Origin of the sequence: Mycolicibacterium sichuanense (assembly GCF_033741125.1) — a bacterium.
Lineage (GTDB): Bacteria > Actinomycetota > Actinomycetes > Mycobacteriales > Mycobacteriaceae > Mycobacterium.
In genome coordinates this window covers 625890-647657 of sequence record NZ_JAWQPU010000002.1, presented here as the reverse complement: position 1 = coordinate 647657, position 21768 = coordinate 625890, and the positions used below count along the sequence as shown (strand labels likewise).

Genomic DNA, 21768 nt, shown 5'->3' with positions numbered 1-21768 from the left:
CGATTTGTGTCGAGTATGGCTTCCCTACGGCGGCTAGACCTGCGAAAGTCTGTTTTTGTAACCTGTTCTAGTTTTGGCCCGGTGCGGCGGCATGGAGGCTCTCGACTGATGGAGGATCGATCGTGACGGACGAGCCGCTCGGCACCCACGTGCTCGAGCTGCAGCTGGCCGATGTCGTCGACGAGACCGCCGACGCACGTTCGCTGGTCTTCAAGGTCCCCGACGGCCCCGACGGGCCGACCATCCCGCCCGAGCGGTTGCGCCACGCCCCAGGCCAGTTCCTCACCCTGCGGGTGCCCAGCGACCGGACCGGCTCGGTGGCCCGCTGCTACTCGCTGTCCAGCTCACCCTTCACCGACGAAGCCCTGACCGTCACGGTCAAGCGCACCGCGGGGGGATACGCGTCCAACTGGCTGTGCGACAACGCCCACGCCGGCATGCGCCTGCACGTCCTCGCCCCGTCGGGCACGTTCGTACCAAAGACCCTCGACACCGACTTCCTGCTGCTGGCGGCGGGCAGCGGCATCACCCCGATGATGGCCATCCTGAAGTCCGCGCTGTCGGAGGGCTCGGGCAACGTCACGCTGATCTACGCCAATCGCGACGAGAAGTCGGTGATCTTCGCCGGCGCGCTGCGCGATCTGGCGGCCAAGCATCCGGATCGCCTCACCGTCGTGCACTGGCTCGAGAGCGTGCAGGGGTTGCCCGGTGCAGCCGCCCTCGGCGGTCTCGTGGCACCCCACGCCGACCGCGAGGCCTTCATCTGCGGCCCCGGTCCGTTCATGGTCGCCGCCGAACAGGCCCTGCTCGCGGCGGGGGCCGCGCCGGGGCGCGTGCACATCGAGGTGTTCAAGTCACTGGAGTCCGATCCGTTTGCTGCGGTCGTCATCACCGAGGATGACGACGACGCGGGACCGGCGACGGCGGTGGTCACCCTCGACGGGACCACCCAACAGGTGCGCTGGCCGCGCAGCGCGAAACTGCTCGACGTCCTGCTCGACAAGGGCCTCGACGCGCCGTTCTCCTGCCGCGAGGGACACTGTGGCGCTTGCGCGGTCCTGGTCAAGACCGGCGACGTGGACATGGAGGTCAACGACGTCCTCGAGGCGTCCGATCTCGAGGAGGGCTTGATCCTGGCTTGCCAGGCGAGGCCGAAGTCCGATTCGGTCGAAGTCACCTACGACGAATGACCAACGGGCTAGCATTCGCTGAAATCCTTGGGAGAAGCCTGTGAAGCGGTTGGCTGGAAGTCTCTTGGCCGGGTCGGCCACGGTGCTGACGCTCGGCATCCTCACCCCGGCCGCCCCCGCGGTCGCGGCCGAGAACACGGCCACCTCCTCGATTCCCGTCGACGACGTCAACACCCTCGAGATGCACGCCACGGCGAACTGCGTGAAGGCCGACAACCAGTGCTACTTCACGACGACCGCGGACTTCCTCACCCCCGACGGCCCGACGGGGTTCCCGCCCGACTTCTACGCCAAGCAGACCACCACGCTGCGGACGTCGAATCGGCTGGTCTACCTGGACTCCGACTTCGACGCCCCCAACACCCGGATGTTCAAGTCGATCGGGCCGGTCGAGTTCGCGACGGTGTACTTCGGCGGTGGCCCGCCGGAGAAGTTCACACTGCACGGCAACACGCGCACGGTCGACTGGAGCACCGGCCAGCCGAGGACCGACTCCAACTACATCGTGTGCGCGCACATCCAAATCGTCTACGCGAACGTGAATCTCACCTCGCCGGACGCCTGCGCCCAGACCACCTACGCCTGAGGCACGGAACTAGCGCGGCAGCCCCAGCAGTCGCTCTCCCGCCACGGTCAGCAGGATCTGTTCGGTACCACCGGCGATCGACAGACACCGCGTGTTGAGGAAGTAGCGCACGTCCGGCGAGTCCACGATGCCCGAGCCGTCGCCGAACTCCATGATGACCTCGGCCAGCGACTGCCGGTATCGCACGCCGATCAGCTTGCGCACACTCGACGCCGCACCCGGATCGCGACCGCCGACCGCCAGCTGCGCGATCAGCCGGTCCAACAACGCTCCGACCTGTGCAGCCACGATGAGCACCCCGAGGCGCTCGGACTCGGCGGCGTCGAGTTCGTGGTCGCCGACGACGTCGAGGAGGTGCTCCATGCCCTTGTCGAGCGCACCGCCCGAGGCCATCGCGACGCGTTCGTTGGCCAGCGTGGTCCGTGCCAGCGGCCACCCGCCGTCGACGGGCCCGACCACCATGTCGTCGGGCACGAACAGGTCGTCGAAGAAGACCTCGTTGAACAGGTTCTCGCCGGTGATCTCACGCAGCGGACGGATGTCGATGCCCGGCGAGCGCATGTCGACCAGGAAGTAGGTGATGCCCCGATGCTTTGGTGCGTCGGGGTTGGTGCGCGCCAGGCAGACGCCCCAGTCCGCGCGGTGGGCGTTGGAGGTCCACACCTTCTGGCCGGTCAACTTCCAGCCCGACCGGCCTCCGTCCTGGGCACGAATTGCCTTGGTGCGCAAGGACGCAAGGTCCGAACCCGCACCCGGCTCGCTGAACAGCTGGCACCAGTACAGCTCGCCGGTCAGCGTCGGAGGGATGAAGCGCTCGATCTGCTGGGGCGTGCCGTGTTCGAGGATCGTCGGGGCCGCCCACCACCCGATCGAGATGTCGGGCCGCACCACGCCGGCCGCCGCGAGTTCCTGATCGATGACCAGCTGCTCGGCTGGAGATGCACTGCGGCCGTATGGCTTTGGCCAGTGCGGGGCCATCAGACCCGTCTCGGCGAGCGCGGGCTGACGTTGGTCCTCGGGCAAGGCGGCGATCGTGGCGACCGCCGCGGCGATCTCCGGACGTGTGTCCTCGGCTTCGGTGACGTCGACGTGCAGGTGCCGGCGGACCCCGTCGCGCGTCAGACTGGCGCTGCGGCGCAACCACTTCGCCCGACCGCCGAGGAACTGCGCGTTGGCGTAGGCCCGGCGCAGGAAGAGGTGAGCGTCGTGCTCCCAGGTGATGCCGATGCCACCCAGCACCTGGATGCAATCGCGCGCGTTGACCTTCGCCGCCTCGATGCCGATGGCCGAGGCGACGGCGGTGGCGATCGACAGCTGGTCGGGCTGCCCATCGGCGACGGCGCCGGCGGCGTCCGCAGCGGCGACGTCGATCTGCTGAGACCGCAGCAGCATCTCGGCGCACATGTGCTTGACCGCTTGGAAGCTGCCGATCGGCTTGCCGAACTGCTCGCGCACCTTGGCGTAGTCGGCGGCGACGCCCAGGAACCAGCGGGCCAGGCCGGCGGCCTCGGCCGCCAGCACGGTGGCCGTGAGGTCGACGACCCGTTGGTGGGGAAGGTCGATCCTGGTGGCCGGGGCCGACGCCAGGTCCACACTCGCCAGCGGACGCGAGAAGTCGGTAGCGCCCAGGGTCTGCACCGTCACGCCGGGATCGTTGGCATCGACGTAGATCCAGTCCCGTCCCGCGGGCAGCACCAGGATCCCGTCGACCAGACCGCCAAGCACGAACTTCGCCGTACCGGTCGCGGTGGTCCCATCGAACGCGATGTCCGCCGCGAGCGCGACGCCCGCGGTGCGCCGGCCGGAGATCAGGGCGTCGAGCGTCTTCTCGTCGGTGACGACCAGCGTCGCCAGCGCCGTCGTCGCCACCGGGCCGGGCACCAGGGCGGCGGCCGCCTCGTCGATCATCACGCAGAGGTCCTCGACACCAGCCCCCGCGCCGCCGAGCTCCTCCGGCACGGCGACCCCGAAGATGCCGAGCTCGGCCAGGCCGTCGTACACCGGGCGCCAGGCATCCGGGTCGCCCTGCTCGACGGCGCGGACCGCCGCGATCGCGCCGGAGGAGGCCCCCCAACCGCGAACCAACTCCCGCGCAGCAAACTGCTCTTCGGTGATCGTCGCCGACACCGCACCCGTATGAGCCATCGTCGGCCCCTCCTCAGCCTTGGAGAGAAGGCCATGCTTCTCACTAGAACGTGTTCTAATGGTGACATCGTTTCAGCGTCAAGTCGACCGCCATCGCAGCAGCACACGTCGACTGTCCGGGGGCACGGAGGTGGGAAATTTCTGATCCGCGTGCGTATCGTTTTCACCAACTGCGTACTACGAAGGAGCTGCCCGCCCCATGTCCGGCTCGTTGGTGTCATCAGGGGAGTCAGCTAGCCCCAAGTCCGGTTCGGCGGCCGTTTCGGCCACCGGCCCCCGCAAGGTGACGAACGTGGCTGTACTCGCCGAATCCGAACTCGGGTCGGAAGCACAGCGCGAACGTCGCAAGCGCATCCTCGACGCCACCCTCGCGATCGCGTCCAAGGGTGGTTACGAGGCTGTTCAGATGCGTGCGGTCGCCGAGCGCGCCGACGTCGCAGTGGGCACCCTCTACCGGTACTTCCCGTCGAAGGTGCACCTGCTGGTGTCCGCCCTGGGGCGCGAGTTCGAGCGCATCGACGCCAAGACCGACCGGGCCTCGCTGACCGGCGGCACGCCGTATCAGCGGCTCAACGTCATGGTCGGCAAGCTGAACCGCTCGATGCAGCGCAACCCGCTGCTGACCGAGGCCATGACGCGGGCATTCGTGTTCGCCGACGCCTCCGCGGCGGGTGAAGTCGATCACGTCGGCAAGCTGATGGACTCGATGTTCGCGCGCGCCATGAGCGACGGCGAGCCCACCGAGGACCAGTACCACATCGCCCGCGTCATCTCCGACGTCTGGCTGTCGAACCTGCTGGCATGGCTGACGCGCCGCGCGTCGGCAACCGACGTCAGCAAGCGACTGGACCTCGCCGTGCGGCTGCTCATCGGCGACGGGGAGCACCCTAAGATCTGAGCGTGCCGACACGAGGGTCAGACGACCAGGGGTCCTCGCTGCCCACCGATCTGGTCCGCGCCCTCGACGCTGCCGCGGCCACCAGCAGGCTGCTAGTCGCCTCGGACTTCGACGGCACGCTGGCGCCGATCGTCAACGATCCCGCCGATGCCCGCCCGCTGCCCGCGGCCGCCGCGGCCCTGACTCAGCTGGCGCAGTACCCGGCCACCGCGGTCGCGCTGATCTCCGGCCGGGCATTGAGCGTGCTGCGCGAGCTGTCGGGAGCCCCTGCGACGGTGCACCTCGTCGGCAGCCACGGTGCCGAATTCGACACGGGCTTCGCCCACCACGTCGACGCGGCGCTGCTGGCCAGGATCATCGCCGCGCTCGACGCGATCGCCGAGGGCCGGCCTGGCGTGACCGTCGAGACCAAGCTCGCCAGCGCAGCGATCCACGTGCGCAACGCGTCCCCCGCCGACGGCGAGGCCGCGCTCGCCGAGGCGCGCGAGGTGTCGCAGGAGTGGGACGCCCACGCCACCGAGGGCAAGGCCGTGCTCGAGTTCGCCGTCGTCTCCACCGACAAGGGCGAGGCCGTCGACATCCTTCGGGACCAGACGTCGGCCACCGCGGTGGTGTTCCTCGGTGACGACGTCACCGACGAAAAGGCGTTCCGGCGAATGCGCGACGGCGACGTCGGGGTCAAGGTCGGGCCAGGGGAATCGCTTGCGGCGTACCGTGTTTCCTCGCCTGAGGAAGTCGCCGAGGTCCTGGCTCACCTGCGGGATGCCCGCCGCGGAGTCGGTTAGACGGGCGGACCCGCGGTGCGGCCGCGCACCAGCTCGGTCCCGAGGATCTCGATCTCGGGCAGACCCGAACGCGGCGGGTTGTGCAGCAGGTACCCGGCGCGGCGCCCCTTCTCGACGCCGGGTTGCTTGACCGTCGTCAGTCCGCGGGCCAGCGCGTCGGGCACGCCGTCGAAACCTGTCACCGTCATCTGCCCCGGCACGTAGATGCCGTGCGCACGTAGGTAATCCATCGCCGACAGGGCAAGCACGTCGGCGGTGCACATCAAGGCCGTGATCCGCGGGTTGACCTCGAGGGCCACCTGCGCGGCCGCGCCGCCGGAGGTCGGCAGATGCTCGTGGCTCTCCACCACCGTCAGCGAATCCGGTTGCAGCCCAGCGGCCTTCATCGCATCGTGAACGCCGCGGATGCGCTCGCGCTGGACGTGGAAGTGCGGGGTCTGGATGCGCTGACGATCGGCGACCGCCGGCTTGGTGCCGTCATGCGGCCAGTCGCGGCCCAGTCGCATGGTGAGCAGCCCGATGTCCACGTGGCCAAGTCCGATCACGTATTCGGCGACGCTGCGCATCGCGGCGCGGTCGTCGATGCCCACCCGAGACGCACCGGGCACGTCCCTGGGCTGGTCGACGACGACCAGGGGAAGTGCGCGCTGCGCGACCACCTGAAGGTAGGGATCGTCGTCGGAGGTCGAGTAGACGACGAAGCCGTCGACACCCGCCGACAGCACCGCGGCGGTGCCGTCGCTCACGGCGCGATTCGGCCCCGCGGCGACCAACAGCAGCCCCTGGCCCGCCTCCTCACACGACTCGGCCAGCCCGGCGACGAAGTCGAGTGCGGCAGGGTCGCGGAACGAATAGTTGAGCGGCTCGGTGACGATCAGACCCACCGCGCCGGCCCGTCGGGTGCGCAGCGAGCGCGCTACTGGATCGGGTCCGGGGTATCCCATGCGCCTGGCGGTGTCCAGAATCCGCTCGCGGAGGTCGGCAGAGAGCTGGTCAGGCCGGTTGTAGGCGTTGGAGATCGTGGTTCGCGAGACCTTGAGTTCGGCGGCCAACGAGGCCAGGGTGGCGCGCCGTCGTGGCGCAGGACCTCTGGGCATGCTTGATGACGCTAGCGGACTCGGCCCACTTCACGACGTCGATGGGCCCGGTGCGGACCGTCGAGGTCAGCGCAGCGGCAGGCACGGTGCTCGACGTCCGCGGAGTCTCCGGCGAAGGCCCGAGTCGGCAGGGGTGTCCGGGCAGCGCGGCACGGTCGCCGGAGCTGCGCACCACCACACCGGGGACGGGTTCACTCGTCGCCTCGCTCGACCGGGTGGTGGTGGACGCCGAGTCGGAGCCCGACACCGCGGCGCCAGACCCCGACCCGGCTTCGACGGAGCTCGCCCCCCGTGGATGGCGTCGACCCCCCAGACGACACCACCCCGAGCTCCGTCTTCGAGTCCGGATCCCCCCGATCCGAACTCGCGACCATGGACGAATCCGAGGACGGGTCCGGCGTCGCATCGATCAGAGCGCCTACCCCTTGCCGTCGACCCCTCGAAGTAGTCCACCTAGATCATGGCAACCTCGCTCGGCGAGCGAATCGGGGATTTCCCTAGGGTTCTGCGGCTCGCCACCCCCGCGAGCCCCGGTTGGTGCGCCGGTCCACCATCCCTTAGAGTTTAATTAGAAATGGTTTTCATTACTACTGGAGAGTAATCAACGTGCCACGTCGCCACCTGGCCAAGTCCGCGCTGACGCTCGGAGCCACCCTGATCGCGTTCTGCGCTGCGGCCTGCACGACCTCGCCGACCCCGGACCGGTCCGGCCCACCGACGGTGATCGCCTCGACCGACGTCTGGGGCAGCGTCGCGGCCGCCGTCGCGGGCGACCACGCGACGGTCCGTTCCATCCTGACCAGCGCCACCGACGACCCGCACTCCTACGAGGCGACGCCATCGGATGCCGCGGCGATGGCCGACGCGACACTGGTCGTCTACAACGGCGGCCACTACGACCAGTGGGCCGACGACGTCCTGCTCGCCCACCAGGGCGTCACCACCGTCGACGCCTACGCGCTGACGCCCGCCCCGCCCGACGGTCAACCCGCCAACGAGCACGTGTTCTACGACCTCGCCACGGCCAAGGCGGTCGCAACGGCCATCGCCGAGCACCTCGCCACCGACGACCCCGCCAATGCGGGCTCCTACCGTGCCAACGCCACCGCCTTCGGGGTCCAGGCCGACGCGATCGCGGAGTCCGAACGCGCGATCGGACTCAAGCACCCCGGCGCGGCCGTGGTCGCGACCGAACCCGTCGCCCACTACCTGCTGGCCGCCGCCGGCATCGCCGATCGCACCCCGGAGAAGTTCGCGAGCGCCGTCGAAGAGGGCGACGACCCCTCGCCGGCCGACGTCGCGGCCATGCTCGACCTGATCGACGGCCACCAGGTGTCGGCGGTAGTCCTCAACAAGCAGACCGAGACGCCCGTGACGAACCAGATCAAGGACGCGGCGGGCGCTGCGGGAGTACCGGTGATCACGGTCGCCGAGACCCTGCAGAACGGGCTGGACTACCTCGGCTGGCAGCGCGCGACGGTCCAGGAGTTCGCCGACCAGTTGGACCGCGCGCCCGCCGTGACGCGATGATGGATAGCCGTGACCTCTGACCCTCGCCCCGTAGTCGAACTGGCGGGGGCCAGATTGGCCTTTGGTGGCCGCGTCCTGTGGGACCACCTCGACCTGACGGTGCGGGCAGGCGAGTTCCTCGCGGTACTCGGGCCCAATGGCACCGGAAAGACCTCGCTGCTCAAGGTGCTGCTCGGACAGGTGCCGCTCAGCGCGGGCAGCGCCGACGTCGGGGGCGGCATCGGCTATGTGCCCCAACACCGTTCGATGGACGGTGGCCTGACCCTGCGCGGACGCGACCTGGTCGGACTCGGCTACGACGGACACCGGTGGGGCATCACCAGTCCGCGACAGCGAGCAGCCAAGCGCGCCGTCGTCACGCACGCACTGCAACAGGTCAACGGTCTGCACCTGAGCGCGGTACCGGTCGGGCTGATGTCCGGCGGCGAGCTGCAGCGCATCCGCATCGCCCAGGCCCTGGCCACCGACCCCGCGCTGCTGTTGTGTGATGAGCCCCTGCTGAACCTCGATCCGGGCAATGCCCGGCTGATCTCCTCGCTGATCGATCAGCGGCGCCGGGAGTCGGGCACCGCCGTCCTGTTCGTCACGCACGAGGTCAACCCAGTGCTGCCATACGTCGACCGGGTGCTCTACCTCGTCGACGGCCGCTTCCGCGTCGGCACGGTGGCCGACGTGATGACGTCGGAGACGCTTTCGGAGCTGTACCGGGCCGACATCCAGGTCGCCAAGATCGGCGAACAGTACGTGGTGGTCGGCGAGCACGGCGAGACGCCGCTCGACCATTCCGACCACTCCAGCGGACACCACCATGTCTGATCGCCTGACCGATCTGCTGGCCCATCTCTTCGCGTTCGACGTCACCGCCGACCTGCTGGGGCGCGACTTCGTCCAGCAGGCCCTGATCGCCGCGGCGCTGCTCGCGCTGCTGGCCGGGCTGATCGGACCGTTCATCGTCATGCGCCAGATGTCCTTCGCGGTGCACGGCTCCAGCGAGCTGTCGCTGACGGGTGCGTCCTTCGCCCTGCTGACGGGTTTCAACGTCGGGTTGGGCGCGCTCGTCGGAAGTGCGCTCGCCGCAATACTCTTCGGCTTCCTCGGCCAGCGCGCCCGCGAACGCGACTCGGCGATTGGCGTCGTCCTCGCGTTCGGACTGGGTCTGGCCGTGCTCTTCATCCACCTCTACCCCGGGCGCACGGGCACCAGCTTCGCGCTGCTGACCGGACAGATCGTCGGCGTCGGCTACTCGGGCCTGGCCCTGCTGACGGTGATCACGGTGCTGGTGGTGGTGGTCCTGGCCGTCAGCTACCGGCCGCTGCTGTTCGCGACCGTCGACCCCGAGGTCGCGGCCGGCCGCGGCGTCCCGGTTCGCGCGCTGGGCATCGTCTTCGCCGCCCTGGTCGGCGTCGCCGCCGCCCAGGGCGTCCAGATCGTCGGCGCGCTGCTGGTGATGTCGCTGCTGATCACGCCAGCCGCAGCGGCCGCCCGAGTGTTCACCGCGCCGGCCACCACGATCGTGGCATCGGTGGTGTTCGCCGAGGTGTCCGCCGTCGGCGGCATCCTGCTGTCGCTGGCCCCCGGGGTTCCGGTGTCGGTGTTCGTGACGACGATATCGTTCACGATCTTCCTGCTGTGCTGGGCGGTCGGCGGCCGCCGCGTCAGCCGCCGGTAGCGATGGCCCGGCCCGGTTCCGCCGACCACTGCGACCAGGAGCCGGGAAACAGCGCCGCGTCCACCCCGATCGCAGCCAGCGCCGCGACCGCAACGGCGGCGGTGACGCCCGACCCGCAGTAGGCACCGTCGACACCGGCCAGCGCGCGGATCAGGTCGGCATCGGGCAGGAAGGTGCCATCGGCGGCCAGCAGCGCGGTGCTCGGCACGTTCACGGCGCCGGGGATGTGCCCGGCCACCGGGTCGACGGGCTCGACGTCGCCGCGGAAGCGCTCGGGCGCCCGGGCATCGAGCAATCGGGCCCCCAGTCCCGCCGCCTCCTCCGCACTCAGCGTCGGCATCGCACCCGCGTAGAGGTCATCGTGCGCGACGGCGACGTCACCTGGTTCGGGGGTGGCGTCACCGGTCTCCAGCGCACCGCCGGCCGCCGTCCACGCCGGCAATCCGCCGTCGAGGATGCGGACGTCGGGCAGGCCCGCGGTCCGAAGCACCCACCACGCGCGCGCCGAGCCCGCGCGATTCCAGTCGTCGTAGACGATCACGGTGTCCGCGGCGCCGATCCCCCACCGGCGCGCCGCGGCCTGCACGGCCGGCCCGGACGGCAGCGGATGCCGGCCGCGGCCGCTCACGCCGTGATCGGTCAGCTCCTCGTCGAGCGAGACGTAGACGGCGCCGGGAACGTGACCGGCCCGGTAGTCGGCGCGACCGTCGGGCTTCGCCAACTGCCAGCGAACGTCCAGGATCGTCAGCGGCCCGCCGCGGGCGACGAGCTGCTCGAGTTCGGTTGCGGTGACCAGTACCTCGCTGCGCACGACACCGAACGTACCCGCGGCGGGCCCTCGGTCGCCGGTCCCCCGCCTCGGCCGTAGGCTTGCCGCCGTGTCCTCGCCGATCGTCGACCTGAACGCCGACCTCGGCGAGGGTTTCGGAGTGTGGCGACTCGGTGACGACGACGCCATGCTCGACGTCGTCACCAGCGCCAACGTGGCATGTGGCTTCCATGCGGGCGATCCCGCCGGACTGTTGCGCGTCTGCGCGGCCGCCGCGGCGCGCGGGGTCGGCATCGGCGCGCAGGTGAGTTACCGCGACCTGGCCGGCTTCGGTCGCCGCTACATCGACATGGCGGCCGAGGACCTCACCGCCGACGTGATCTATCAGATCGGTGCATTGAAAGCCCTTGCGACAGCCTCGGGTTCGACGGTCGGCTACGTCAAACCCCATGGGGCGCTGTACAACACGATCGTCACCGACCACTATCAGGCCGCTGCCGTCGCAGATGCCGTGCAGGCGGTCGACCCGGACCTGCCGGTCCTCGGCCTGGCCGGCTCGGCTTTCTTCGCCGCCGCCGGGCACCTCGGCTTGCGCACCGTCCCCGAGGCGTTCGCCGACCGTGCCTACCACCCCGACGGCCAGCTCGTCTCCCGCCGCGAGCCCGGCGCCGTGCTGGGTGACGCCGACGAGATCGCCGACCGGGTGGCTTCGATGGTGCACGACGGCGTGGTCCGCGCCGTCGACGGCTCGACGATCCCCATCGTCGCGGAATCCATCTGCGTGCACGGAGATTCGCCAGGCGCCGTGCGCATCGCCACGGCCGTCCGCGACCGGTTGACCGCGTCGGGCGTGACACTGCGGGCGTTCGCCTGATGCGGGCGCGCCTCGGGCGGCCCGATCTCGGCGACTACCGCGCGCACTTCGACCAGCCCGCCGCCACCCCGCAGTCGCCGCTGCGGGTGACGTGGGCAGGCGTCACCACCCTGCTGATCGACGACGGGCACTCGGCCGTGCTGACCGACGGCTTCTTCTCCCGCCCGTCGCTGCTCACCGTAGGAATGCGAAAGCTGGCCCCCTCGGTCCCCCGCATCGACGGCTGCCTCGCCCACCTCGGCGTCGACCGGCTCGAGGCCGTCCTGCCCGTCCACACCCACTACGACCACGCGATGGACTCGGCCGTGGTCGCACAGCGGACGGGCGCCAAGCTGGTGGGCGGCCAATCCGTGGCCCACCTCGGCAGGGGCGCCGGGCTGACCGACGACCAGATCGTCGTCGTGACCCCCGGCGAGCCGGTGGCCCTCGGCCCCTACGACGTCACCCCGATCGTCGGTCACCACTGCCCTCCCGACCGCTTCCCCGGTGACATCACCGGCCCCGTCGTACCGCCGGTGAAGGCATCGGCCTACCGATGCGGTGAAGCGTGGTCGACGGTCATCGCGCACCGCCCGACCGGGCGGCGACTGCTCGTCGTCGGCAGCGCGGGCTTCGTCCCCGGCGCCCTGCGCGGGCAACGTGCCGACGTCGTGTATCTCGGCGTCGGGCAGCTCGGCCTCCAACCCGAGCGCTACCTGATCGGCTACTGGACCGAGACCGTGCGCACCCTCGGTGCGCGGCGGGTCGTCCTGATTCACTGGGACGACTTCTTCCGGCCGCTACACCGGTCGTTGCGCGCGCTGCCGTATGCGGTCGACGATCTCGATGCCTCGGTCCGGGTGCTCTCCCGGCTCGCGGCCGAAGACGGTGTGCCGTTTCACTTTCCAATGCCGTGGGAATCAGCTGACCCGTGGATCTGACCTTGGCGCTGGTGGCGCTGGCCGCCGTACTGGCGTTCGCCATGTTCCGGCCGAGGGGTTGGCCGGAGGCCGTCGCCGCCGTACCCGCCGCAGCGCTGCTGATCGCCCTCGGGGTGGTCTCGCTGCGCGACGCCCTAGCCGAGGTCGAGGAACTGCTCCCCGTCGTCGCGTTCCTCGCGGCGGTCCTGGTGCTGGCCAAGCTGTGCGACGACGAGGGCCTGTTCCACGCCGCGGGGGTGGCGATGGCCCGGCGCAGTGCCGGCGAGCCGCAGCGGCTGCTGGGCACCGTGTTCGCCATCGCGGCGGGCACTACCGCCGTGCTCAGCCTGGACGCCACCGTCGTACTGCTGACGCCGGTGGTGCTGGCCACGGCGCGCACCCTCGGCATCCCGTCCCGGCCGCATGCGTACGCGACCGCGCACCTGGCCAACACCGCATCGCTGCTGCTGCCGGTCTCCAATCTGACCAACCTGCTGGCCTTCACCACCGCGGGCCTGACGTTCGCGCACTTCAGCGCCGTCATGGCCCTGCCCTGGGTGCTGGCGATCGCCGCGGAGTACGTCCTGCTGCGGCTGTTCTTCCGCCGCGAGCTCGCCCAGCGGCCCGCCACCAAGGCACCGCCACCGCTGGCCGAGATGCCCATCTTCGTGCTCGTCGTCCTGGCCCTCACCCTGGTCGGCTTCGCGGTCACCTCTCTGTTCGACGTCGCGCCGGCCTGGGCGGCGTTGGCCGGGTCGGTGGTGCTCGGCGTCCGCGGACTGATCCGGCACAGCACGACCCTGCCCCGCATCGCGGTGTCGGCGAACGTGCCGTTCCTGGCGTTCGTGCTGTGCCTCGGGGTGGTGGTGACGGCGGTGATGAAGCACGGCCTCGGCGACGCCATGGGTCGCGTGCTTCCGCACGGCACCGGCCTGCTCGGGCTGCTCGGCATCGCCGTCGCCGCCGCGCTGCTGTCCAACGTCGTCAACAACCTGCCCGCCGTGCTGGTGCTGCTGCCACTGGTGGCGGGCATGGGGCCGGCCGCGGTGCTGGCCGTGCTGGTCGGCGTCAACGTCGGCCCCAACCTGACCTACCCCGGATCGCTGTCGAACCTACTGTGGCGCAGCGTCGTCCACGGCGATCGCATCAAGGCCAGCTTCGCCGAGTTCAGCCTGGTCGGCTTGGTCACGGTGCCGGTCACGCTCGTCGTCGCCGTGCTTGGCCTCTGGGTCGCCAGCCAGACGATCGGGGTCTGACGTGGCGCCCTCCCGTCAGTCGCTTCGCGCGCTGGACGCCCTCAACTTCTTCCTCGCCGACGTCCGCGACGGACTCGGCCCGTACCTGGCGATCTATCTGATCGCCGTGCGCGGGCCCAGCCACGGCTGGGACGAGGCGACCGTCGGTTCGGTCATCACGATCGCCGGCATCGTCGGGTTGGTCGCCCAGACGCCCGCCGGGGCGCTGATCGACCGCGTCCGCAACCGCCGCGCGATCATCGTCGTCGCCGCCCTGCTGGTCACGCTCAGCTCGGTGGCGCTGCCCTTCGTCGGCGGTTTCGCCCTCGTCACCGCCACCCAGGCCATCGCCTCGCTCGCCGGTGCGGTGTTCGCACCGGCGATCGCCGCGGTGACGCTCGGTTTGACTGGGCCGCGGCTCTTCGCCCCAAGGGTCGGCCGCAACGAGGCGTTCAACCACGCGGGAAACGCGACGGCGGCGGGCATCGCCGCCCTGCTGGCCTGGTCGTTCGGTCCGGTCGTGGTGTTCTGGCTGATGGGAGCGCTGGCCGTGTTCAGCGTGGTGGCCGCGTCCCGCATCCGCGGCGACGAGATCGACGAGGAGCTCGCCAGGGGCCTGACCGACGACACCGAGGCCAAGGCCGGCGGGTGGGCGACGCTGCTGACCAACCGGCCGCTGCTGATCTTCGCGGTGATTGCCTTCACCTTCCACCTCGCCAACGCCGCCATGCTCACCTCGGTGAGCCAGCTGCTGACCAAGGTCGTCGGCAAGGACAGCGCGACGTCGCTGGTCGCGCTGTGCATCCTGGCCGCCCAGCTGGTGATGGTGCCGATCGCCGTCGTGGTCGGGCGCAAGACCGACGCGTGGGGCCGCAAGCCCATCTTCCTGGTGGCATTCGGGGTGCTGGCGCTGCGCGGAGTGCTCTACACCGTGTCCGACGACGCGTACTGGCTGCTGGCGGTCCAGGCGCTCGACGGCATCGGCGCGGGCATCTTCGGTGCGCTGTTCCCCATCGTCATCGCCGACCTCACCCGCGGCTCGGGGCGTTTCAACGTGGCCCAGGGCGCGGTGTCGACGATGCAGGGCCTCGGCGCCGCGCTGAGCGCCACGATGGCCGGTGTCGTCATCGTCGCCGAGGGCTACACGATCGCGTTCTGGACGCTGGCCGCGGTCGCCGCGGTCGGGTTCGTCCTGTATGCGCGGCTCATGCCAGAGACCAAGCCGGCGGCGGTGCCGCCGGCGCAGGTGCCCAGCTAGCGGCGCTGGCGGGCGATCTCGGCGAGCACCACGCCCGCGGCCACCGAGGCGTTCAGCGACTCCGTGGGCCCCGCCATCGGGATCGACACCACGGCATCGCAATTCTCGCGGACCAGCCGCGAGAGTCCCTTGCCCTCGGATCCCACCACTACGACCATCGGGCCCGTGGCGTCGAGTTCGTCGAGTTGGGTGTCTCCACCCGCGTCCAGCCCGACGACCAGCAGCCCCTCGTCGGCCCAACTCTTGAGCGTCCTGGTCAGGTTCGTGGCCCGCCCCACCCGCAACCGCGCCGCGGCCCCCGCGCTAGTCCGCCACGCCACGGCCGTCACCGACGCCGAGCGGCGCTGCGGGATCAGCACGCCGTGGCCGCCGAACGCCGCCACCGAGCGCACGATGGCGCCGAGGTTGCGCGGATCGGAGATGTTGTCGAGCGCCACCAGCAGCGCCGGCGTCGCATCGGACTTCGCCGCCCGCAGCAGATCGTCGGGGTGGGCGTAGTCGTACGGCGGCACCTGCAGCGCGATGCCCTGGTGCAGGCCGTTGGAACTCATCCGGTCCAGGTCGTGCTTCTGCACCTCGAGGATCGCGATGCCCTTGTCGGCCGCCCGCTGCACCGACTCGGTCAGGCGTTCGTCGGACTCGGCGCCGAGCATGACCCACAGTGCGGTCGCGGGCACCCCGGCCCGCAGGCATTCCAGCACCGGGTTGCGGCCGAGGACGACCTCGGTCTCGTCGGTCTTCTTGTGGCGCCCCTGATCGGACCGCGCGGCCTTGGCAGCTCGCTTGCCGGCAGGGTGGTGGGGGCGGGCGTGCGCCGGCGGTGTAGCGCCCTTGGCCTCCAGCCCGCGGCGTCGCACTCCGCCCGAACCAACCGTCGGGCCCTTCTTGGTGCCGGCCTTGCGCACTGCGCCCCGCCGTTGAGAATTACCTGCCATCTACTTGCCCCCGTCGAGCAGCGTCCACTGTGGTCCGTCGGCGGTGTCGGTGACGTCGATGCCGGCCGCCTTGAGTCGGTCGCGAATCTCGTCGGCCTGCGCCCAGTCTCGTCGCTCCCGCGCCTCGGCGCGACCCGCCAGGGCCCACTGCACCAACTCGTCGACGGCGGCCAGGGCGGCGGAGGTCTCGTCGCGGTTCTCCCAGCGCTCGTCGAGGGGGTCGCAGCCGAGGATGCCCATCATCGCCCTGATCGACCTGGCGTGGCTCATGGCGGTGTCGTGATCGCCTGCGTCCAGCGCGCGGTTGCCCTCGGCACGGGCGGCGTGCACCTCGGCCAGGGCGGCGGGGACGGCGAGGTCGTCGTCCAGGGCGGCGCCGAACCGCTCGGTCCACTCACCGGGGACCACGGTGCCCACCCGGCTGCGCACCCGGTGCAGGAAGTCCTCGACGCCCGCATACGCCTTGACCGCGTCCTGCAGCGCCGTCTCGGAGAACTCCAGCATCGAGCGGTAGTGCGCGCTGCCGAGGTAGTAGCGCAGTTCGGCCGCCCGGACCCGCTGCAGCACCGCCGGGATGGCCAGGACGTTGCCCAGCGACTTGCTCATCTTCTCGCCACCCATGGTGACCCAGCCGTTGTGCAGCCAGTACCTGGCGAAGCCGTCGCCGGCGGCCCGTGCCTGGGCGATCTCGTTCTCGTGATGCGGGAAGACCAGATCCATGCCGCCGGCGTGAATGTCGAACTCAGGACCCAGGTAGGTCTCGCACATCGCCACACACTCGGTGTGCCAGCCGGGACGGCCACGGCCCCACGGCGTCGGCCAGGACGGCTCCCCGGGCTTGGCGCCCTTCCACAGCGTGAAGTCGCGCGGATCGCGCTTGCCCGTCGCGACGCCCTCACCCTGGTGCACGTCGTCGATGCGGTGGCCGGAGAGCTTGCCGTAGTCGGGGTAGCTCAGGACGTCGAAGTAGACGTCACCGTCACCCGTGTAGGCGTGGCCGTCGGCGAGGAGCCGCTCGATCAGCTCGACCATCTGGGTGATGTGGCCGGTCGCCCGCGGCTCGGCCGACGGCGGCAGCACGCCGAGGGCGTCGTAGGCGGCGGTGAACGCCCGCTCGAACGTGGCCGCCCACTCCCACCACGGCCGCTTGGCGTCGGCGGCCTTGTTGAGGATCTTGTCGTCGATGTCGGTGACGTTGCGGATGAAGGCGACGTCGAAACCCTTGGCCGTCAACCAGCGGCGCAGCACGTCGAAGGCGACGCCGCTGCGGACGTGCCCAATGTGGGGAAGACCCTGCACAGTGGCGCCACAGAGGTAGATGGACGCGTGCCCCTCGCGCAGTGGCGTGAATTCACGCACGGCACCCGTCATGGTGTCGTGCAGTCTGAGACCCTCTGGACGGCCTCCGCGTTCGGTCACGACGGGCCAGCTTACCGGCCCGTCAGCCCTCATTCGTCAAGCGTCACGACCAGGGCCGTCGCGATCGCCGCCAAACCCTCCCCGCGGCCGGTCAAACCGAGGCCATCGGTGGTGGTCGCCGATACCGAGACCGGCGCATGCAGCAGTTCGGAGAGCACCCGCTGCGCCTCGACGCGGCGCGGGCTCACCTTCGGCCGGTTGCCGATGACCTGGACGGTGGCATTGCCCACGCGGTAGCCCTCCGCGGCGAGCAGCCCGCGAACGTGCCGCAGCATCTCCGCACCACTGACCCCGCGCCACTCGGCGCGGTCGGTACCGAACACGGAACCGACGTCACCCAGGCCGACGGCGCTCAACAGCGCATCGCACAATGCATGCGCGGCAACGTCACCGTCGGAATGTCCAGCACAGCCGTCGGCGTCGTCGAAGGACAGACACAACAGCCGGCACGGACGCCCAGGTTCGATCGGATGCACATCGGTGCCAAGACCGATTCTCGGCACCATCTAGAGCGTGGAGAACGTCAGGACGCGGCGGCCAGAACCTCGTCGAGGATGGTCTCGGCCTTCTCCTCGTCGGTGTTCTCGGCAAGGGCAAGCTCGCCAACCAGGATCTGACGGGCCTTGGCCAGCATTCGCTTCTCGCCGGCGGACAGCCCGCGCTCCTGGTCGCGGCGCCACAGGTCGCGAACGACTTCGGCCACCTTGTTGACGTCACCGGAGGCCAGCTTCTCGAGGTTCGCCTTGTAGCGGCGCGACCAGTTGGTCGGCTCCTCGGTATGCGGGGCGCGCAGCACCTGGAAGACCTTGTCGAGACCCTCCTGTCCAACCACGTCGCGAACGCCTACGTACTCGGCGTTGTCTGCGGGTACTCGAACGGTGAGATCACCCTGAGCGACCTTGAGTACGAGGTACTCCTTCTGCTCGCCCTTGATCGTTCGGGTTTCGATAGCCTCGATCAACGCAGCACCGTGGTGTGGATAGACAACGGTGTCTCCGACCTTGAAAATCATCAGTTTCGAGCCCCTTTCACAAGCCAATGTTAGCACGGGGCTAAGCCGCGCGTCGCGCAACGATGCAGGTCAGGGGCACCGTCGACGAACACTAGGGCTTGACACGATGAACAATCCATGCAACGCGCACGGCTGCGGGCAAACCCCGGCGGGCGGCGGGGGAGCCGGTCGCAACCGCTCCGCAGGCGTCGGATCGACCCGTCCGAAGCCCTCCGCTTCCGCCGCTTCTCGCTACCTACTACTCTGCATAGTCGACACGGGACGCACGTCACGGACGTCCCGTCGCCCGAGCAGGAGGCTTGAGTGACGCTCTCGACATCCCGATCTGCCGCCACGGCGCTGGCTGCCTGCGGCCTCGCCGCGACCCTGGCCCTGTCCGGGTGCGGTGCGGGCCAGATCTCCCAGAGCGCCAACCAGCAGCCGGCCGTCAACGGCACGCTCACCTGGGTTGGCGACCCCACCACGGGTATCGCGCTGCGCAACGTGCACCTGCGCGCCCCGCAGACCGGCGACTACGTCCAGCCCGGCAGTGAAGCCGAGTTGCTGTTCGTCGCCGTCAACGAGTCTGCGGACAAGCCGGACCGGCTGGTGTCGATCACCTCGCCCGTCGGCACCGTGACCCTGACCGGAGACGTCCGGGTCCGCCCCGGGGGGACTCTGATCGTCGGTACCCCGGACGGCGCGCCGAGCCCGCTCGGCGCCACCGAGGGCGCCGACACGGTCGAGGCCACCGTGGCGCTCGTCAAGCCGATCAGCAACGGGCTGAACTACCCGTTCACCTTCACGTTCGAGCGGTCGGGGCAGAAGGAGGTCGAGGTGCCGATCTCCGCCGGTGAGGCACCGCGCCGAGAGGCTGCGGCCGAGAGCGCCCCGGCCGACACGGGCGGACACTAGCCACGATTGTCGGTGCCGACGGATACCGTCGGCACGTGACGAAGGCTGGTTCGAAGGCACGCTCGCAACACCGCTGTTCGGAATGCCACCACGTCATGGCCAAGTGGGTCGGCCGGTGCCCGGACTGCGGCAGCTGGGGCACCGTCGAGGAGATCGCGGTCCTCACCCCCATCTCCGGAGCCGCCACGGGCCGGGCCGTCGCCCCGAGCTCCCCCGCCGTCCCCATCAGCTCGATCGATCCGGGCACCACCAAGCACTTCCGCACCGGCGTCGCCGAGCTCGACCGGGTCCTCGGCGGTGGGCTCGTTCCCGGCTCCGTGACGCTGCTCGCCGGTGATCCCGGTGTCGGCAAGTCGACCCTGTTGCTCGAGGTGGTGCACGAGTGGGCCAAGGCCGGGCGCCGGGCGCTCTACCTCTCCGGCGAGGAATCGGCGGGCCAGGTCAGGCTGCGGGCCGAACGCACCGGTTGCACGCACGACGAGGTCTACCTCGCCGCCGAGTCCGATCTGCAGACCGCTTTCGGCCACATCGAGCAGGTGAAGCCGTCGCTCATCGTCGTCGACTCCGTACAGACCATGACCACCGCCGAGGCCGACGGCGTGCCGGGTGGCGTCACCCAGGTGCGCGCGGTGACCGCGGCCCTGACGATGGCCGCCAAGACCACCGGGGTGGCAATCATCCTCGTCGGCCACGTCACCAAGGACGGCGCCATCGCCGGACCACGGTCGCTCGAACACCTCGTCGACGTGGTGCTGCACTTCGAGGGTGACCGCTCGTCGGCGCTGCGCATGGTGCGCGGGGTCAAGAACCGCTTCGGCGCCGCCGACGAAGTCGGCTGTTTCCTGTTGCACGACAACGGAATCGAGGGCGTGGCCGATCCGTCCGGACTGTTCCTCGACCAGCGGCCGCAACCGGTGTCCGGCACGGCCGTCACGGTGACCCTCGACGGCAAGCGGCCGCTGATCGGGGAGGTACAGGCGCTGGTCGCCGTGGCCTCCACCGGCATCCCACGGCGGGCCGTCAGCGGCATCGACTCCGCCCGCGCGGCGATGATCACCGCGGTGCTGGAGAAGCGCGCCAAGATGAAGATCGGGCAGAACGACATCTACCTCTCGACGGTCGGCGGCATGCGTCTGACCGATCCGTCGTCGGATCTCGCGGTCGCGTTGGCCATCGCCTCGGCGTACGCCGACATCCCGATGCCCACCACGGTCGTTGCCATCGGCGAGGTCGGCCTGGCCGGCGACCTGCGACGGGTGACCGGCATGGACCGCCGCCTGGCCGAGGCCGCGCGCCTCGGCTTCACGTGCGCCGTCGTGCCGCCCGGGGTGAAGGACGTCCCGGCGGGTTTGACGGTCAGGTCGGCAGACGACATCTCGGGGGCGTTGCGGGTGCTGAGGGCCATCGCGGACAATGGCGGCCGAAGCAAGGAGGCGTGATGGCCGTGAAGGCTGCCAGAACGGGGCGGGGAAACGTCGTGCAACTCGCCCGGCCGACGCTGCGGGAAACCTTGGGCCAGCTGGCGCCGGGTACCGCCCTGCGCGACGGGCTGGAGCGCATCCTGCGCGGCCGGACAGGTGCGCTGATCGTGCTGGGCTACGACGACGCCGTCGAGGCGATCTGCGACGGCGGCTTCGTCCTGGACGTCGCGTACGCACCGACGCGGTTGCGCGAGCTGTCCAAGATGGATGGCGCGGTGGTGTTGTCCAGCGACGGCACCCGGATCCTGCGCGCCAACGTGCAGCTGGTTCCCGACCCGTCGATCCCGACCGACGAATCGGGCACGCGGCACCGCTCAGCCGAGCGCACCGCCGTCCAGACCGGTTATCCCGTGGTCTCCGTTAGCCATTCGATGAGCATCGTGACCGTCTACGTCGACGGTGAACGGCACGTGGTGCCCGACTCGGCCACCATCCTGTCCCGCGCCAACCAGACCATCGCCACCCTGGAGCGCTACAAGGCGCGCCTCGACGAGGTCAACCGGCAGCTGTCGACCGCCGAGATCGAGGACTTCGTGACGCTGCGGGACGTGATGACGGTGGCTCAGCGGCTGGAGATGGTGCGCCGCATCAGCCTCGAGATCGACGCCGACGTCGTCGAGCTCGGCACCAATGGTCGCCAGCTCAAGCTGCAGCTCGAGGAACTCGTCGGCGACAACGACACCGCGCGTGAGCTGATCGTCCGCGACTACCACGCCAACCCCGATCCACCGTCCGCCGAGCAGGTGACGGGGACGCTGGACGAGCTGGACACGCTGAGCGACAACGAGCTGCTCGACTTCACCGCGCTGGCCAGGGTGTTCGGGTATCCCTCGACGCTGGAGGCCCAGGACTCGGCCATGAGCTCGCGCGGATACCGCGCCATGGCCGGCATCCCGCGCCTGCAGTTCGCCCACGTCGACCTGCTGGTGCGTTCGTTCGGTTCCCTGCAGGGCGTGCTGGCGGCCAGCGCCAATGACCTGCAATCAGTCGACGGGATCGGTTCGATGTGGGCCCGCCACATCCGCGAGGGGTTGTCACAACTCGCGGAGTCGACGATCGCGGATCAGCTGGCCTGACCCTCGCCTACGGCGT

At 70.1% G+C, this 21768-nt stretch carries 21 protein-coding genes; 14 read left to right on the top strand and 7 right to left on the bottom strand.

All coding sequences use genetic code 11. The annotated features are described in order from the left end of the window. Positions 1 to 122 precede the first annotated feature (122 nt). Together SBI80_RS09975 and SBI80_RS09970 are read left to right on the top strand one after the other, a co-directional pair. Entirely contained in the window at positions 123 to 1190 is a 1068-nt protein-coding gene (locus SBI80_RS09975; RefSeq protein ID WP_318974288.1) for a 2Fe-2S iron-sulfur cluster-binding protein, read from the top strand. Positions 1191 to 1230: 40 nt separating this feature from the next. Then, positions 1231 to 1776, top strand: a complete 546-nt coding sequence (locus SBI80_RS09970) for a hypothetical protein (protein ID WP_318974287.1) — start codon at positions 1231 to 1233, stop codon at positions 1774 to 1776. A 9-nt stretch (positions 1777 to 1785) separates the two neighbouring features. Here the strand turns inward: SBI80_RS09970 and SBI80_RS09965 are convergent, their stop codons facing one another. Further along, the gene (locus tag SBI80_RS09965) at positions 1786 to 3903 is read right to left on the bottom strand and encodes an acyl-CoA dehydrogenase family protein (protein WP_318974403.1); all 2118 of its coding nucleotides are present in this window, start codon (positions 3901 to 3903) and stop codon (positions 1786 to 1788) included. 217 nt (positions 3904 to 4120) lie between these two features. Here SBI80_RS09965 and kstR point away from each other — a divergent pair, with 217 nt between their 5' ends. Then, a complete protein-coding gene (gene kstR / locus SBI80_RS09960; RefSeq protein WP_413232685.1) occupies positions 4121 to 4819 on the top strand; it encodes a cholesterol catabolism transcriptional regulator KstR in 699 nt (232 codons plus the stop codon). 2 nt (positions 4820 to 4821) lie between these two features. After that, positions 4822 to 5604 carry a trehalose-phosphatase gene (otsB, locus tag SBI80_RS09955; protein WP_318974286.1) on the top strand — a complete coding sequence of 261 codons (783 nt, stop codon included), beginning with the start codon at positions 4822 to 4824 and terminating at the stop codon, positions 5602 to 5604. Here otsB and SBI80_RS09950 read toward each other — a convergent pair. After that, positions 5601 to 6701, bottom strand: a complete 1101-nt coding sequence (locus SBI80_RS09950; RefSeq protein WP_318974285.1) for an Rv3575c family transcriptional regulator — start codon at positions 6699 to 6701, stop codon at positions 5601 to 5603. The genes otsB and SBI80_RS09950 overlap by 4 nt on opposite strands. A gap of 606 nt (positions 6702 to 7307) precedes the next feature. On the opposite strand from SBI80_RS09950, the gene SBI80_RS09945 reads away from it, so the two are divergent. Genes SBI80_RS09945 through SBI80_RS09935 form a run of 3 tightly spaced genes read left to right on the top strand, consistent with a single transcriptional unit; the run spans position 7308 to position 9900 of the window. Continuing rightward, complete coding sequence (locus tag SBI80_RS09945) at positions 7308 to 8231, top strand: metal ABC transporter solute-binding protein, Zn/Mn family (protein ID WP_318974284.1); 924 nt, start codon at positions 7308 to 7310, stop codon at positions 8229 to 8231. Between the two features lie 9 nt (positions 8232 to 8240). Continuing rightward, positions 8241 to 9047 carry a metal ABC transporter ATP-binding protein gene (locus SBI80_RS09940; protein ID WP_318974283.1) on the top strand — a complete coding sequence of 269 codons (807 nt, stop codon included), beginning with the start codon at positions 8241 to 8243 and terminating at the stop codon, positions 9045 to 9047. After that, positions 9040 to 9900 (top strand): metal ABC transporter permease, encoded by an 861-nt coding sequence (locus SBI80_RS09935; RefSeq protein ID WP_318974282.1) that lies wholly within the window; start codon positions 9040 to 9042, stop codon positions 9898 to 9900. Before SBI80_RS09940 ends, SBI80_RS09935 begins: the two co-directional genes overlap by 8 nt. Here the strand turns inward: SBI80_RS09935 and SBI80_RS09930 are convergent. After that, entirely contained in the window at positions 9887 to 10711 is an 825-nt protein-coding gene (locus SBI80_RS09930) for a sulfurtransferase (protein WP_318974281.1), read from the bottom strand. The genes SBI80_RS09935 and SBI80_RS09930 overlap by 14 nt on opposite strands. Positions 10712 to 10778: 67 nt before the next feature. Between SBI80_RS09930 and SBI80_RS09925 the strand changes: the two genes are divergently transcribed. The 4 genes from SBI80_RS09925 to SBI80_RS09910 are packed head-to-tail and all read left to right on the top strand — an operon-like array spanning position 10779 to position 14935. After that, positions 10779 to 11543, top strand: a complete 765-nt coding sequence (locus SBI80_RS09925; protein ID WP_318974280.1) for a LamB/YcsF family protein — start codon at positions 10779 to 10781, stop codon at positions 11541 to 11543. Beyond that, positions 11543 to 12463, top strand: a complete 921-nt coding sequence (locus SBI80_RS09920; protein ID WP_318974279.1) for an MBL fold metallo-hydrolase — start codon at positions 11543 to 11545, stop codon at positions 12461 to 12463. Before SBI80_RS09925 ends, SBI80_RS09920 begins: the two co-directional genes overlap by 1 nt. Continuing rightward, positions 12460 to 13698: an SLC13 family permease gene (locus tag SBI80_RS09915; RefSeq protein WP_318974401.1), complete on the top strand. Its 1239-nt coding sequence runs from the start codon at positions 12460 to 12462 to the stop codon at positions 13696 to 13698. The genes SBI80_RS09920 and SBI80_RS09915 overlap by 4 nt, the downstream gene beginning before the upstream one ends. Before the next feature lies 1 nt (position 13699). Then, complete coding sequence (locus tag SBI80_RS09910) at positions 13700 to 14935, top strand: MFS transporter (RefSeq protein WP_318974278.1); 1236 nt, start codon at positions 13700 to 13702, stop codon at positions 14933 to 14935. Here SBI80_RS09910 and rlmB read toward each other — a convergent pair. Genes rlmB through carD form a run of 4 tightly spaced genes read right to left on the bottom strand, consistent with a single transcriptional unit; the run spans position 14932 to position 18301 of the window. Further along, positions 14932 to 15870, bottom strand: a complete 939-nt coding sequence (gene rlmB / locus SBI80_RS09905) for a 23S rRNA (guanosine(2251)-2'-O)-methyltransferase RlmB (RefSeq protein WP_318974277.1) — start codon at positions 15868 to 15870, stop codon at positions 14932 to 14934. The genes SBI80_RS09910 and rlmB overlap by 4 nt on opposite strands. Then, positions 15871 to 17289 (bottom strand): cysteine--tRNA ligase, encoded by a 1419-nt coding sequence (gene cysS / locus SBI80_RS09900; protein WP_318974276.1) that lies wholly within the window; start codon positions 17287 to 17289, stop codon positions 15871 to 15873. It lies immediately after the preceding gene. Positions 17290 to 17318: 29 nt separating this feature from the next. Continuing rightward, the gene (gene ispF, locus SBI80_RS09895; protein ID WP_318974275.1) at positions 17319 to 17795 is read right to left on the bottom strand and encodes a 2-C-methyl-D-erythritol 2,4-cyclodiphosphate synthase; all 477 of its coding nucleotides are present in this window, start codon (positions 17793 to 17795) and stop codon (positions 17319 to 17321) included. 17 nt (positions 17796 to 17812) lie between these two features. After that, entirely contained in the window at positions 17813 to 18301 is a 489-nt protein-coding gene (gene carD / locus SBI80_RS09890) for an RNA polymerase-binding transcription factor CarD (RefSeq protein ID WP_163742018.1), read from the bottom strand. Between the two features lie 303 nt (positions 18302 to 18604). Between carD and SBI80_RS09885 the strand changes: the two genes are divergently transcribed. The 3 genes from SBI80_RS09885 to disA are packed head-to-tail and all read left to right on the top strand — an operon-like array spanning position 18605 to position 21752. Continuing rightward, positions 18605 to 19195, top strand: a complete 591-nt coding sequence (locus tag SBI80_RS09885) for a copper chaperone PCu(A)C domain-containing protein (protein ID WP_318974274.1) — start codon at positions 18605 to 18607, stop codon at positions 19193 to 19195. 35 nt (positions 19196 to 19230) lie between these two features. Then, entirely contained in the window at positions 19231 to 20634 is a 1404-nt protein-coding gene (radA, locus tag SBI80_RS09880) for a DNA repair protein RadA (RefSeq protein ID WP_318974273.1), read from the top strand. Then, on the top strand, positions 20634 to 21752 hold the full coding sequence (gene disA / locus SBI80_RS09875) for a DNA integrity scanning diadenylate cyclase DisA (RefSeq protein ID WP_318974272.1): 1119 nt from the start codon (positions 20634 to 20636) through the stop codon (positions 21750 to 21752). The genes radA and disA overlap by 1 nt, the downstream gene beginning before the upstream one ends. Positions 21753 to 21768: the final 16 nt, after the last annotated feature.

What these genes read in the sequence shown, in the direction of transcription:
- kstR (WP_413232685.1), top strand. Translation starts at nt 4,121, where the DNA reads ATGTCCGGCTCGTTGGTGTCATCAGGGGAGTCAGCTAGCCCCAAGTCC.
- SBI80_RS09950 (WP_318974285.1), bottom strand. Translation starts at nt 6,701, where the DNA reads ATGCCCAGAGGTCCTGCGCCACGACGGCGCGCCACCCTGGCCTCGTTG.
- SBI80_RS09935 (WP_318974282.1), top strand. Translation starts at nt 9,040, where the DNA reads ATGTCTGATCGCCTGACCGATCTGCTGGCCCATCTCTTCGCGTTCGAC.
- SBI80_RS09920 (WP_318974279.1), top strand. Translation starts at nt 11,543, where the DNA reads ATGCGGGCGCGCCTCGGGCGGCCCGATCTCGGCGACTACCGCGCGCAC.
- rlmB (WP_318974277.1), bottom strand. Translation starts at nt 15,870, where the DNA reads ATGGCAGGTAATTCTCAACGGCGGGGCGCAGTGCGCAAGGCCGGCACC.
- ispF (WP_318974275.1), bottom strand. Translation starts at nt 17,795, where the DNA reads ATGGTGCCGAGAATCGGTCTTGGCACCGATGTGCATCCGATCGAACCT.
- carD (WP_163742018.1), bottom strand. Translation starts at nt 18,301, where the DNA reads ATGATTTTCAAGGTCGGAGACACCGTTGTCTATCCACACCACGGTGCT.
- disA (WP_318974272.1), top strand. Translation starts at nt 20,634, where the DNA reads ATGGCCGTGAAGGCTGCCAGAACGGGGCGGGGAAACGTCGTGCAACTC.